Origin of the sequence: Nitrosomonas nitrosa (genome assembly GCF_003051105.1) — a bacterium.
GTDB lineage: Bacteria > Pseudomonadota > Gammaproteobacteria > Burkholderiales > Nitrosomonadaceae > Nitrosomonas > Nitrosomonas nitrosa.
The window spans coordinates 76,628-92,034 of record NZ_QAOO01000015.1 but is presented as its reverse complement, the minus strand read 5'-3'; the positions used below and the strand labels follow the sequence as shown (position 1 = coordinate 92,034).

4 protein-coding genes are annotated in these 15,407 nt (G+C 52.1%); all 4 read right to left on the bottom strand.

What is annotated here, in order from left to right; all coding sequences use genetic code 11:
• Positions 1–2,018: condensation domain-containing protein (locus tag C8R30_RS10005; RefSeq protein WP_146162688.1), on the bottom strand; the 2,018-nt coding region annotated here is incomplete at its 3' end.
• Positions 2,019–2,024: 6 nt separating this feature from the next.
• Entirely contained in the window at positions 2,025–5,399 is a 3,375-nt protein-coding gene (locus C8R30_RS10000) for a non-ribosomal peptide synthetase (protein ID WP_107790049.1), read from the bottom strand.
• 37 nt (positions 5,400–5,436) lie between these two features.
• A complete protein-coding gene (locus tag C8R30_RS09995) occupies positions 5,437–10,029 on the bottom strand; it encodes a type I polyketide synthase (protein WP_107790048.1) in 4,593 nt (1,530 codons plus the stop codon).
• A complete protein-coding gene (locus tag C8R30_RS09990; protein ID WP_107790047.1) occupies positions 10,029–15,350 on the bottom strand; it encodes a non-ribosomal peptide synthetase in 5,322 nt (1,773 codons plus the stop codon). The genes C8R30_RS09995 and C8R30_RS09990 overlap by 1 nt, the downstream gene beginning before the upstream one ends.
• Between the last annotated feature and the right edge of the window lie 57 nt (positions 15,351–15,407).

Below are 15,407 nucleotides of genomic sequence, written 5' to 3'. Positions count from 1 at the left end.
AGTGGCCCGTGCGCCACCGCCACCCCTTTCGGTTTACCGGTGGAGCCGGAGGTATAGATGATATAGGCGAGATGCTCGTCATGCAGGGTAACCGCCGGATTGTCATCAGACGTATCGTCCAGATCCAGCGTATCCAGCAACAGCACGTTGCCATGGGCAGGATGTGGAATGCGTGCTTCAATCGCTTGCTGGGTGAGCAGCAACCCGATGCCGCTGTCAGTCACCATGTATTGCAGCCGGTCACGCGGATAATCCGGGTCGAGCGGCACATACGCGCCGCCTGCCTTGAGAATGGCAAGCAGTCCCACGATCATGTCAATCGAGCGTTCGACCGCGATCCCTACCCGGCTTTCGGGTTGAATGCCCAGTGCGATCAACCGGTGCGCCAGCCGGTTCGCACGCCGGTTCAGTTGCGCGTAACTCAGTTCCGTATCGCCAAAAATCAGTGCCGTTGCGTTCGGGTAGAGTAGCGCCTGTCGTTCGATCAAGCGATGCACCGGTTCCACCGAGGCATAATGTTGTGCATTGACGCCCCAGGCCGTGAGCTGGGCCCATTCTCGTTCGTTCATGAAAGCCACATCGCCCACGCACTGCCTGGGCTGATCTGTCAGTTGCTCCAGCAATCGCAGATAATGTTCACTCATGCGCACAATGGTCTGCGGCTCGAACAACTCAGCTGCGTAGGTAAAACGCGCTTCCACTCGGCCGTCTGGCCGCTCCACGGTATCCAATGTCAGTTCGAACTGCGCACCTTGTTCACCAAGCTCGTACTCTTCCACTGTCAATCCCGGCAGTTGCGACAGCGTGTGCTCATCTTCGCGCAAATGATTGAACATCACCTGGAACAATGGATTCAGGTTCAGATTGCGCTCTGGCTGAAGCGCTTCGACCAGTTGCTCAAAGGGCAGATCTTGATAAGTTTGTGCACCTAGAGCGGCGTCTCGGGTTTGTTCGAGCAGCCGTTCCAGCGGCATGCGCCCGTTGATCCGGTTACACAACACTTGCGTATTGACAAAGAATCCCACTAGGTTTTCGATTTCCACGCGCTGGCGGTTGGCGATCGGTACACCCACCCGTATCTCGCTTTGCCCGGTATAACGGTATAACAATGCTTGGAAACCTGTCAGCAGCCCCATGAACAGCGTGACGCCATGTGCCTGCACCTGCCGCTGCAAGCGCGCCATCAGCGCCGCGGGTAGGGCAAAATCGTGATGAGCTGCACGGTAGCTACCCGTCGATGAACGAGGGTGATCGGTCGGTAATTGCAACACAGGGTGAGTTTCACCCAGTTGGCTGCGCCAGTAGGCCAATTGCCGTTCTTTCTCGCCCGCTTCCAGAAAGGAACGCTGCCAGATCGCATAATCCACATATTGAATCGGAAGCGGTGGCAAAGCTATCGGCTGCCCTTCACTAAGCGCACGATAACAAGCAGCGAATTCGTCGATGATAATACGGTTGGACCAGGCATCCGAGATGATGTGGTGCATTACCACCACCAGATGATGTTCTTCCGGTTCGACCTGCAGCAGAGCCACGCGCAATAAGGGTCCTTGGGTAAGATCAAAGGGCGTAGTATGAATACGGATCGCTTCCTCCCACACGCGGGCTGCGCGCTGTGTTGCCGGCACAGTACGCAAATCGATCACGGTTAGTTTGAAACACCCTGCCGGCTCGATAATCTGCTCGGGTAGACCTTGTGCATTGGCACGGAATACCGTACGCAATGCTTCATGCCGCGCCACCAGTATCTGAAAGCTTTCTTCCAGCACCGACCGATCCAGCTTACCCCGCAGGTGCAAAGCCCCCCCTAAGTGATAGGCTGTGCTCTGAGGATCCAGTTGCCATAAAAACCAATGACGCTGTTGCGCGTAAGAAAGAATATGTCGTTTCTCAACCGGCTGTTGAACGATGGGCAGAAGCGAGAAATCGATACCTCGCTCCTTCAATGTACTGAGAAATACCTTTTGTTTTTCAGGGGTAAGTGTGGCAAACCGCTCGGCAATATCCTGCTTGTTCAATTCTAATTAATTCTCCAATATATCGAGTAACTCAGCCATTTCCGATAACTCACTCTGTTCCCTGGCTTTCCTGGAAACTGACATGTATTCTTCCCGGATCACTGTTGCGATGGCTTTCAATATAGGTTGTTCAAAAAAGAGCCGCAGGGGTACGGAAATAGATAAGCTAAGGTGCAATTTTTGCTGAACTTGCAAAATAGCTAGCGAGTGTCCGCCCAATTCGAAGAAATTGTCGTTGCGCCCTACCCGGCCCATACCCAGCACTTCTACCCAGATGTTGGCAAGGACTTGTTCCACCTCCCCTTCGGGCGCGGCATAGTCACCTTCGCTGACAAACTCCGGTTCCGGCAGACGCTTGCGATCAACTTTGCCGTTCGCATTCAGGGGCAGATTGTCCAGCACCACAATCGCCGAAGGCAGCATGTAATCGGGTAGGCTCTGCGCGAGCGCTTCCCGCAATGTAGAGGGGGAGGACGCTGCATGTTCCGCGTGCAGCGATACATATGCCACCAGCCGGGTGCCGCTCGGCCCTTCCTTGGCCACGACCACCGCTTCCCGTACGGCCGACTGCTGCAGCAGTTGCGTTTCAATTTCGCCCAGTTCGATGCGAAAACCCCGGATCTTGACCTGGTGATCGACCCGCCCCAGGTATTCGATCTGCCCATCTTCCCGCCATCTGGCCAAATCCCCGGTACGGTAAAGCCGCCCGCCCTGGCTGTCGAACGGATCGGCGACAAACCGCTCTGCAGTCAACCCAGGCCGGTTCAGATAACCGCGTGCGAGCAGTTCGCCACCGATATACAGTTCGCCTGCGATGCCGGCTGCCACCGGCATCAGATTGGCGTCAAGCAGATAAATATGGCGGGCAGGCAGCGGCTTGCCGATCGAGACGTCCGGTTCCTGTTGATCATCTTGCGCTTCCCCGCCACAATCAGCCACCGTCGCGGTCACGATCGCTTCGGTCGGCCCATAGGTGTTCAGCAAAACCACGCCCGATAAGCCTGCTTGCCGCCAGGCCTTGATGCCTTCGGGTGACATGGCTTCGCCCCCAGCGTGCACTTGGCGTAACGCACCGTAGTCACGCGGCCCCTGTCTGGCAAAATCCTGTACTAATAAGAACCAATAGGCGGTGGTCAGATCAGCCACAGTGATGCGTTTGGCGATCAGCTCCTGGTAGAGCGCCTCGCTGTCCCACAGCACCGGGCCACGCAAGACAATTGCCGCACCCACACATAATGGTGGAAAGAGCTGCTCGATAAAACCATCGAAATTGATGGTAGAAAATTGCAGCATGCGATCGGCACTGTTCAGCTTGAAGAATTCAACAGCAATCAATGCATGTTCCACCAAGGCATGATGCGCCACCGCCACCCCTTTGGGTTGACCGGTGGAGCCAGAGGTATAGATGATATAGGCGAGATGCTCGCCATGCAGGGCAACCGACGGATTATCATCAGACGTATCGTCCAGATCCAGCGTATCCAGCAACAGCACGTTGCCATGGGCAGGATGTGGAATGCGTGCTTCAATCGCTTGCTGGGTGAGCAGCAACCCGATGCCGCTGTCCATCACCATGTATTGCAACCGCTCACGCGGATAATCCGGGTCGAGCGGCACATACGCGCCGCCTGCTTTGAGAATGGCAAGCAGTCCCACGATCATGTCGATCGAGCGCTCCACTGCGATCCCTACTCGGCTTTCAGGTTGAATACCCAATGCGATCAACCGGTGCGCCAGCCGGTTCGCACGCCGGTTCAGTTGCGCGTAACTCAGTTCCGTATCGCCAAAAATCAGTGCCGTTGCGTTCGGGCGGAGTAGCGCCTGTCGTTCGATCAGACGGTGCACCGGTTCTGCCGACGCATAGCGGTACTCGTTGATGCCCCAGGCCTTGAGCTGTGCCTGCTCTGTTTCACTCAGGAGAATGATGTCACCTAAACAACGTGCTGGCTGTTCAGTCAGCTGCGCCAATTGATCGAGTAAGCGAAGATAATGCTCGCCCATGCGCTTGATGGTCTGCAGATCAAACAGTTCAGCTGCATAGGTGAAACGCGCTTCGACCCGACCATCTGGCCGTTCAACGGTATCCAACGACAGTTCAAACTGCGCACCCTGCTCGTCAAACGCGTGTTCCTCTACTGTCAATCCCGGCAGTTGCGCCAGTGCACGATAGTCTTCGCGCAGATGATTAAACATCACCTGGAACAATGGATTGAGATTCAGATTACGCTCCGGCTGCAGCGCTTCAACCAACTGCTCAAAGGGCAGATCCTGATAAGCTTGCGCACCCAAGGCAGCATCGCGGGTTTGCGCGAGCAGCCGTTCCAGCGGTATATGTCCATCGATTCGGTTGCACAACACTTGCGTATTTACCAAACAGCCAACCAAATTCTCAGTTTCTACCCGGTGACGGTTGGCAACCGGCACGCCCACCCGAATATCGCTTTGGCCGGTATAACGGTATAACAATGCTTGGAAGCCCGCCAATAACCCCATGAACAGCGTCATACCCCGTGTTTTCATCTGCCATTGCAGACGTTCAATCAATGAGGATGGCAGAATAAAGTCATAGTGAGCGGCACGATAGTTGCTGGTCGATGGGCGGGGATGATCGGTCGGCAATTGCAATACAGGGTGAGTTTCACCCAGTTGGCTACGCCAGTAGGCCAATTGCCGTTCTTTCTCGCCCGCTTCCAGCCAGCTACGCTGCCAGTTCGCATAATCTGCATATTGAATTGAAAGCGGTGGTATCACCGCTTGCTGACCCTCGCAATGAGCACGATAACAGGCAGCAAATTCATCGATGATGATGCGGTTGGACCAGGCATCCGAGATGATGTGGTGCATCACCACTACCAGATGATGTTCTTCCGGTTCAACCTGGAGCAGAACCACACGCAATAGCGGGCCTTGCGTGAGATCGAAAGGCGTAGTATGAATGCGGATCGCTTCTTCCCGTATGCGGCTTGCACGCAGGGCTGTTGGCACATCACGCAAATCGGTCACGGTCAGTTTGAATCGCCCTGCCGGTTCGATGATTTGCTCGGGAAGACCTTGCGCATTGGCGCGGAATACGGTGCGCAACGATTCATGCCGAGCCACCAATATCTGAAAACTCTTTTCCAACGCTGGTTTATTTAGTTGACCAGTCAGCCGCAATGTACTCCCTAAATGATAGGCATTACTGTGCGGATCCAGTTGCCATAAGAACCAGTGACGCTGCTGAGCATAGGATAAATAGACACGCTCATTCGCTAACCGCCGCGGGATAACAAAAGTTTGCTGAGCGACCTTACCAGCGGCCTGTAGTCGCTGCGCAAGCCGCTGACGTTGCTCTGGAGTAAGTCGTGCCCGACGTTGTGCAAGATCGAGATTGTTTGTCATAAAGAAATACGATTCATGTTTCTGCGTAGCCAATTGCTCAAGAGTATTCTATTTCGTCAAGCAATTTGGTTTCGACCAACGCGGCCAAGCTTGCGATGGTAGGTGATCTGAAGAAGTCGGCAGGATGAAGATCAACTGAAAAATGCGTACGTATTCTGGAAAGGAGTTGTATTCCTAAGAGCGAGTCGCCGCCTAATTCAAACAAATTATCGTCCATACCAATGGCGTCGATTCCCAACAGGCTTTGCCAAATCTCCGCGATGCTTGTTTCCAATTCGCTTTCAGGGGGTCTGAATGCCGTCGGCAATGCCGGCCGTGGGAATCTGCTTGTTTTGACGGGTGCCGTAAAGGTGAAGGGTTGAGCCACCAAATCCTGCTGGGTCTGACTCAACCGGCTTTGCAAATCAAGCGTTGAAACAATCACTTGAGGAATATGTAAGCCGTTTATAATACGCTCGAACACTTCAGCTCCTGCCTGTGGCGTAATGCCTACACCTTCTGGCATTTCCATGTTTGCTGCCATGCCAACCTCTCGCCAGCTATCCCAGTTGACAGAAACAATGGGATAGGATGATTCGCGATAAGCTGCTCGCGCGACCGCATCCAAATAAGCGTTGGCGGCACAGTAGTCAATTTTGCTGAGCCCACCTGCGATGGTTGCGAGTGATGAGCATAACAGCATGAAGTCAAGCGTATCATCTTTAAAAATTGATTGTAAAACACGCATTCCATTCACTTTTGCTGCAAATACCCGTGCAATCGCTTCATTTGTTTTGTTAGAGAGCAATCCACTGCTGACCTCACCCGCGGCATGAATCACGCCATTGATCTCACCGAACAATTTCCGTGCTTGCTTCACTGCTGCTTTCATTTCACTGAGATTAGCTACGTCGGCATTCAGCACCAGCACTTCAGCGCCCAATTTTTCCAAATGGAGAATTTTTTCTATTTTGCCTCTCGGTGTGCTGCCTTGATTCGCTGTCGATAAAATCTCTGGCCAATGCTCGCGCGGAAGGATAGGAGTACGTCCCAGTAAGACCAATTTTGCCTGCTGCGTACGGGCAAGATAGTCAGCAATGGTCAGTCCTATACCGCCCAATCCGCCCGTAATCAAGTAAACGCCACCTGGTTTGAGGCGATCGGTGGCTGCCGTGTGGTATTCCAGGGTTTCAAAATGCTGAACCCATCGGTGAGGCCCTCGGTATGCCACCACAGCCGTCTCGTTATCTAATTGCGACTCTGCAAAAATCTGTTTGGCGAGCCGCATCCGGCTCATGCTATCCCACACACGCAATTCAATGTCAATCAGTCGGCAAGTCATAAACTCGTATTCCTGGGGAATAACCTTGTAGGGTCCATAAAGCAACGCTTTTTCTGGAGACAACATCTCGCTACCGGTCACGTCCTCCAATTGGTTGGCTACGATCGTAATAGCCATTTTTTGTCCCGATGGAAGCGGTGTTAAATTGTCTTCCAGCGATCTCGCTAGAAACAGCAAGCTATAGAAATTGTGGGATAGGCTATCTATCTGAGCATTGATTTCCTCTTCTGTACTTAAACTCCAGAGGTAAAAAATGTGTCCAATCGCGTTACCTTCTTCACGTATTGCTTGCAGCAATTGATTGAAGTCCGAAGGATTAGCGGGACAGATTCGGTAACGATGCGCACTTTCCTTTACAAAACCCGTACCAGCAAAAACCATGATAGGCTCGATACCAAATACACGCAGATGACTTGCCAATGCAGTACCGATCAAATGTTCATCGCACAAAATTAAATAAACACCGGCTTGTTCAAAGCGCGTATTGTCATTGCCGATTTGTGCGGTGCGTTGCCATGATGGTGTATAGAGCCAATCATTTATTGAGCGTGCAGCAGCTTGTTCACGTTGCTTGGCTTCCGTAACTGACTGCATAGCTATTTTGGACGCTGTTTGTCCATCTCCTGCTTTAATCCAATAGGATTGGCGTTCGAATGGATAGGTTGGTAGCGGGACACGATGGCGTTGTTCATGTTCGTAAAACCGATTCCAATCGATGTTTAATCCATGCAACCAAAGTTTGCCAAGACTGAGATAGAAATGTTTCAGGGCTGAATGACTTTTATTCGGATGGGGCAAGGATGACAGAATGAGCTGTTCAGGTTTTGCGTTGGGGTGGCGTAGCGCCAACGTTGCCAGTGTTTCTCCAGGCCCCACTTCCAACAAAATTTGCGCCAGGTCACTCAGCAAAGTATGCAACCCATCATTGAAACGCACCGCTTCACGCACATGCCGCCCCCAATAGTACGCATCGGTCGCTTCCTGCGCAGTAATCCAATCGCCACTGAGATTAGAGAAAAAAGGAATCTTGGGTGAATGAAGCTTAACTTTGGCAACCTGACCAATAAAATCGGGCAACAGGGGTTCAACCATGCTTGAGTGGAACGCACGTGTCACATGCAATCGCCGGCAATCAACATTGGCTGCTGTCAATTTTTTCTCTGCAGCCTCGATTGCAGCAAGTGGGCCGGATAGTACGCAAAGCGCAGGCCCATTGACAGCCGCCAAATCACAATCTTGGATGGGATAAGACATGAGTTCCGCTTCAGGCAACATAACGGCCAACATGGCACCTGCTTCCATTTGCTGTAACAAGTGACCGCGTAATACAACCAGTCGCAGCGCATCTTCCAGAGTAAACACCTCCGCGAGACATGCGGCCACATATTCGCCTACACTGTGGCCGATCATCGAAGCGGGTTGAATACCCCAGGCCATCCACAATCGTGCCATTGCATACTCGATAGCAAACAGTGCGGGCTGGGTAACCTCGGTCTGCTCGAGCCGTGCTGAAGCAGCTAAACGATTAGCTTCATCAGCACCCGGATAAAGCATTGAGAGAAGATCAAAATCGAGTAGCGGTTGCAATAATTGCAAACAACGATCGAATTCTTGCCGGAAGATGGGTTCGCGCTGATATAGATCGCGTGCCATATCGATATGTTGTGCACCTTGTCCTGGAAACATGAAAGTTACCGGGCGGTTCTCGGTTATGCCGTACTGCCATTGAAAACGATCATGTTCCCGGTTTTCCAGCAGTGTCACGGCATCTTCGTAATCATGACAAAGTGCAATTGCCCGCTGAGAAAACTGTTTTCTACCGACGTGCAAAGTGTATGCGATATCAGCCAATGGTTGCTCGGTATGCGTTACCAGGTGCTGTTGCACTCGCCTCACGGATTGCTCCAGTGCCTCAGGGCTTCGTGCCGACAACGTAAGCAGCTGCCAATCACGCGATTCACTCGAAGGCGCAAGGTTTGGCGCTTCTTCGACGATCATGTGCACGTTGGTGCCACCGATACCGAATGAGCTGACGCCGGCACGGCGCGGCGTCGAACCTTCCGGCCAGATTTTACTAACAGTATTGACATAAAAAGGACTGGAAGCAAAATCGATCTGTGGATTGGGTTGTTCAAAATTCAAGCTAGGAGGCAATATCCGATGCTTCAAGGAAAGCACTGTCTTGATTAGCCCCGCCACACCGGCAGCCGCATCGAGATGTCCGACATTGGTCTTGACTGAGCCAATGCCACAAAACTCCTTCAGATCGGTACTTTCACGGAATGCTTGTGTCAAAGCCGCAATCTCGATCGGATCACCGAGCGTGGTACCCGTTCCATGCGCTTCAACATAACTAATCGTATCAGCTGAAACCCCGGCGAAAGCCTGGGCAGCGAGAATGACATCCGCCTGCCCCTCTATACTCGGGGCGGTATAGCCAGCTTTGGCCGAACCGTCATTATTGATTGCCGATCCCTTGATGACTGCATGAATAGCGTCTCCGTCAGCCACAGCGTCCGCTAACCGTTTCAATACGACGATGCCGACGCCGCTGCCAATGACTGTGCCCGCTGCCTTTGCGTCGAAGGCCCTGCAATGTCCATCGGGCGAAAGAATCGCGCCAGGTTGATAGTAATAGCCATCTTCGTGCAACAGATTCACCCAAGCGCCTCCTGCGATAGCCATATCGGCTTCATGATTGAGCAGAGCACGGCAAGCGACATGCGTTGCAGCAAGCGAAGTTGAACATGCCGTCTGCACTGTCATCCCAGGACCACGCAAATCGAGCTTATAAGCGACCGTGGTCGTCATGGAGTCCTTGTTGTTGCCGTTCATAAGCCCTTGCAGCGAAGAAATGTCTTGCTTATCCATCCTATGTCCGCTCGACATCAGATTCAGCAGTAAATAGGTGTTCACACCACAACCCGCATAAACGCCAACGGGACCCGCATAGCGGGAAGGATCGTAACCCGCATCTTCCAGGGCTTGCCATGCTACTTCCAGAAAGAGCCGATGCTGGGGATCGGTTTCCGCTGCTTCACGTGGGGTATAGCCGAAAAAAGAGGCATCGAAGCCATCAACTTCATCCAAATGCGCAACAGCCTTAACATAGCGCGGATCATTCAGTACTTCGTCAGGTACGCCTCGTGCTCGCAGCGCATCGTCAGTCAAGCGGGTGATCGATTCAATCCCTTCCTTGAGATTGTGCCAAAAAGATTCGATGTCATTTGCACCAGGAAAGCGGCACGCCATTCCAATAATTGCAATATCGAAATCTGTACTTTCTTGCATCTCGTCCACGTTATCCATCAATGTATCCTCTCTTGTTTTCGTTGAATGAATGCGCTGCGCTGTCGCTGCGCGCGTGCCCGGTGACGTGATAAAGAAGCCGCGTTCTTTTCGTCTGGATTTCCTTGATTCAGAAATTTCGCCAAACTGGCAACGGTGGTATATTTAAACAGGTCGACCATGGCAACCTGCTTATTGAAGCTTGCTTCAAGCTTTTGCTTGATTTTGATCAATAGCAGTGAGTGCCCTCCCAAATCAAAAAAATTGTGATGTAAACCCACTTGAGGCACTTCGAGCGTCTCTGCCCAAATTTCAGCGATCGTTTGCTCCGTCACGTTGGCGGGAGGTTCGTAATCCTGCTGATCGAATTGCTCAGGGACGGGGAGTGCCTTCCGGTCCAATTTGCCATTCGGATTGAGCGGTAATCCAGCCAAGAAAACGAACTGGCTGGGTATCATATAGTCAGGCAATGCAGTGGCGAGCGCCGTTTTTAACAATGACGCACTCAGTTGCGTAGCAGCATGAGGAACGACATAAGCGATCAAGCGAAGGCCATGGCGCCCTTCCTGAGTGATTACCGCTGCATCACGCACCCCTGCTTGAGCCAGCAAGCGTGCTTCGATTTCACCCAATTCCACACGGAATCCACGCAACTTAACCTGATCATCAAGGCGACCAAGAAACTCGAGCTGCCCATCGCTGCGCCAGCGCACCAGATCACCCGTCCGGTAAAGACGACCGCCTGCCTGATCGAACGGATCGGCAACAAAACGCTCGCTGGTCAATGCGGGACGATCGAGATAGCCGCGTGCCAACCCTATTCCGCCGATGTAAAGCTCACCTACCGTGCCGGGCGGCACCAGGTTGAGCTCGGTATCGAGCACATAGAGCGTACGCGTCCCTACGGGTTGACCAATCGGTGCATACTCGCCGATCGTCTCTAGCCATTTTTTCTCATTCAATTGATCGGGTTGATTGAGCCATGCCGCTGGCGTGATCACCGTTTCAGTCGGACCATAGGCATTGATTAGGCGGGCATACGGGAAATGTGTCCGAGTTGCGGCCACATCAGCGGCATACCACGCTTCTCCGCCAGCGATACATGCCCGAATCGACTGATGGCTATACTTGATTTGCGGCAACAGCATGCGTAAATAAGCAGGAGGAAGGTGCAAAATCGTAATCTGGTGTCGCTCGATCAATTCGACGAAGCCTTCTCCGGCTAGATGATGAGTCGAAGACAGCACCAATGTTGCGCCTTCGGTCAGAGGCGAAATCCATTGCTCCGCAGCGGCATCGAAATTCATGGAGAAAAACATCAGCTCGCGATCACTTGACCGCACATCATAGATTTTCTTAATGGCAGCCAAATGCATGGCTAGCGGCCCATGAGAAACCGCCACCCCCTTCGGCTGCCCCGTCGATCCCGAGGTGTAAATCACGTAAGCAAGGTGATCATCATGCAGTGCAATATCAGGATTTACCCTACTTGATGCGCTCAGATCAAGCCTATCCAACGCCAAGATTCCGATACCATCTCGGCAGGGTAATCGTGCATTCAAATGGGATTGCGTCAATAGCAGCTGTATACCGCTATCTTCTATCATGTACTTCAAGCGTTCACGAGGGTATGCGGGATCAAGTGGCACATAGCCCCCACCCGCTTTCAGAATGGCGATGAGCCCTATAATCAACTCGACCGAGTCTCGTTCGACTGCAATGCCTACGCGCGATTCAGGTCTGATACCCAAGCTGATGAGCCAATGGGCGAGCTGATTGGCACGTTGATTGAGCTCGCCATAGCTCAGTTCGATATCACCTGAAATCACCGCTGTCGCGTGCGGACGCGTGTCTGCCTGGTGTTCTATCTGGCGGTGTACAGGTTGACCGCTGATAGATGAAGCTTGCATTGGGCTTCCCCATGCTACCAGCTGCAATTTGTCAGCATCGCTCAGCAAATCGATATCTCCGATCGCCGTAGTGGGGCGCATCGCCAATTCATGCAGAATTCGCAGATAATGGCGTGCCAGGCGTTCGATGAAAGAGGAAGCAAACAAGTTGGTGGCGTAAATGAAACTAGCGGTCACACTGCCATCAGGCGATTCGATGGTCTCAAGCCTCAGCTCCAGTTGGGCGGCTTGCTCCGGCAGAGCATAATCGGTAACCGTCAAGCCGGTGCATTGCCGCAGATGGCGATAATCTTTCTGTAAATGATTGAGGGTTGTTTGAAACAGCGGATTATGGCGCAAATCCCGTTGTGGATGCAGCGCCTCGACCAATTGTTCGAATGGTAAATCTTGGTAAGCTTGCGCATTGATCGCATCATCCTTAATTTGATCCAACAGATCAAGCAGTGATTTGCGTCCATCCACTTGGCCCTGCAAAACCTGCATGTTAACGAAAAACCCGATCAAATCTGTCGTTTCAATGCGGTGACGGTTAGCGACCGGCACACCGACCCGAATGGTTTGTTGCCCCGTATAACGGGATAACAAAACCTGGAATGCAACCATAAACATCATAAATAGCGTTGCGCCATGATCGAATGCCAATTGGCGAAGCTTTGCCAGCATGTCTTGCGGTAAATCAAAACAGTGGCGTGCTGAGGGATAGTTCGTCACAGGCTGACGTGCCTGATCGGTCGGTAACATCAAAACCGGATGCGATTCACCCAGGTAGTTTTGCCAGTAAGCGAGCTGACTTTCTTTTTTTCCTCCTTCAAGCCATCTCTGTTGCCAGGCAGTGTAATCCGCATACTGGATGAGCAAATGAGCGAGCTGAGCGGGCTTGCCTTGTGTACAACTCTGATAATAGGTTGCGAATTCATTCAGCAAGATATTTACCGAGACACCATCGGCAATGATGTGGTGCATTATGATCACGAGGATATTTTCCTGCTCCGCCACACGAATCAACGCTACTCGCAATAACGGCCCCTGTGTCAAATCAAAGGGGATCGAAACGATACATTGGACTTCCACAGCAGCTTGCGCTTCACGCTGCGAAACATCCCACTCCAGCAAATCGATTTCGGTTATCGACAACGGTGACGCCGAGCGTATCACCTGTTCGACCACACCACCTGCATCGGCACGAAATAGTGTGCGCAGCGGCTCATGCCGTTCGATCAAGGCTTGGAAGCTTGCAGAAAATGCGTGTTTATCCAGCCTGCCTGATAATCGCAAAGCATACTGGATGTGATAGGCCGTGCTGTCAGGGTCGAGTTGCCAAAGAAACCAAAGCCGCTGCTGGCCATAGGATAAAGGAAACGTATTGACATTCCCCCGCATTGGTACGAGGCGGCAGGAATCGATCTCCTGCGAAGTCGCTTTCGAAGACACTAAACGTTTGATTTCCTTGGCACACTCGTGAAGCCGTGGATACTGAAACAGATTGCGCGGCTGGAACGGGATATGCCAGTGATCGGAAATACGCGCCACGGCTTGTACAGCAGCCAAAGAATTACCACCTTTAACAAAAAAATGATCTTCCCGACCGATTCCGCTACGATGCAATACGGCTTCCCAAATCGTTGCCACTGCACGCTCTGTTTCATCTTCCCATATCTGGGTGATGGGCTTATTACCGCCGTGCACAAAATGGCCATATTCGTAGATGGCATAAGCATCCAGTGTGCGTTCACGCCAGCCTTGACGACATGCCGCGCGTTGGAGCTTGCCGCTGGATGTTTTGGGCAGTGCGCCAGGATTCAACAGGACTACCACAGACAGGGGTTCATGATAACTGGCGCTGATTATTTCGCTGAGCGCTGTGATCAGCGCTTCGGCAGTAACCAGTTTTTGCATGTTGCGGGAAACTTCTACCGCAATACCCATACCTTCGATTCCTTCCCGATCGACCGAAAATGCCGCTATTCGTCCTTTACGTACTGCCTCCACTTCTTCTTCGATGATCAGCTCGATATCCTGTGGGTAGATATTTTGACCACGAATGATGATGAGATCCTTGAGCCTTCCCATGATGTATAGCTGCCGTGCATGGATAAAACCCAAATCTCCGGTACGTAGCCAGCGAGCCCCTTCATAATCGACAAATGTTTCTGCAGTTTCATGCGGGCGTCGCCAGTAGCCCTTGGCGAGACTTGGCCCTTTCGTCCAAATTTCACCGACACACCCCTCTGCCAGCGGTGTCTGCTTTTCTGGATCGATGATGCTGACCGCGTGATTGGATGCGGGAAAGCCACAAGCAACAATGGGCACACCCCGTGCCACCACTTCAGCACAGCCTTGCGCAAGCCGATCGTTTGAAAATTCATGCGCTTTCATCCCTTCTCCCCGTACACCCCCAGTCACAAAGAGCGTTGACTCCGCCAAGCCATAGCAAGGATAAATGGTGCCGGCCTGAAACCCCACTGCACTGAAGCGGTCGATGAATGCGCGCATGGTATCTCTACGCACAGGCTCCGCACCCGAGAAAGCAACACGCCAGGTCGATAAATCGAGTCCTTGTAATTGCGAACTTCTGACCCGTTCGACACACAGCTGGAAAGCAAAATTTGGCGCACCGCTCACCGTCGCGCCATGGCGTGAAATAACTTCCAACCAGCGCACCGGGCGCTCGATAAAAAACTGCGGTGTCATAAGGATTGCGGGAATACCGCGATGTATCGGTTGCAATAGCCCGCCAATCAAACCCATATCATGATAAAGCGGCAACCAGCTAACAAAGCTATCTTCAGAGTCGATCGACATGCCTTCTTCGAAAGCCCGGGCATTGATCATTAGATTATGATGGCTGACCATCACACCTTTGGGAGTTGAAGTTGATCCGGATGTGTATTGCAGAAAGGCAATTTCATCTTTCTCAGGTATGCGCGCATGCCATGCAGATGCCGTGCTTTGTGCATCATTTTGCATAATTGCATCAACCGTCAGAATAGCGGTATCAGCCAATTGCTTAATTGCAGCTTCACTGATCAGCGGGATTAGGGCGCTTGTCGTCAGAATGCACTGTGCCTCTGCGTCTGTTGCAATGGCCAGCAATCTCGCAAGATGCCGTTCACGTATCGATTCAGGTGGAAAGATCGGCACGGCGATCATGCCGGCATAAAGACAGCCAAGAAAACCGATTACATAATGCTCGTCATTATCCATCAGCAACAAAACACGATCACCTTGCTCGAACCGATCCTGCAAAACGGCGGCAACAGCCCTGACGTACAAATCAAGTAAAGCGTAATCAAACTGTTTGTCTATCAGCGTATCTCCGTCTGCACTTACCACAATCAATGCAGGGTCTGTAGACCGCTCGCTAGCGAGTGATTGCAGGTGAGTCACGAGATTGTCTGGGTAATTACGAGAGGGAATCAGTCTTGTATTCATGATTTACACCATAAAGATAATGACGCGTTTAATCGGTAAAATTTTTTCCATCAAAGT

Excerpts from the sequence above, each read along its gene's own strand:
- C8R30_RS10000 (WP_107790049.1), bottom strand. The coding sequence starts at position 5,399 with ATGACAAACAATCTCGATCTTGCACAACGTCGGGCACGACTTACTCCA.
- C8R30_RS09995 (WP_107790048.1), bottom strand. The coding sequence starts at position 10,029 with ATGGATAACGTGGACGAGATGCAAGAAAGTACAGATTTCGATATTGCA.
- C8R30_RS09990 (WP_107790047.1), bottom strand. The coding sequence starts at position 15,350 with ATGAATACAAGACTGATTCCCTCTCGTAATTACCCAGACAATCTCGTG.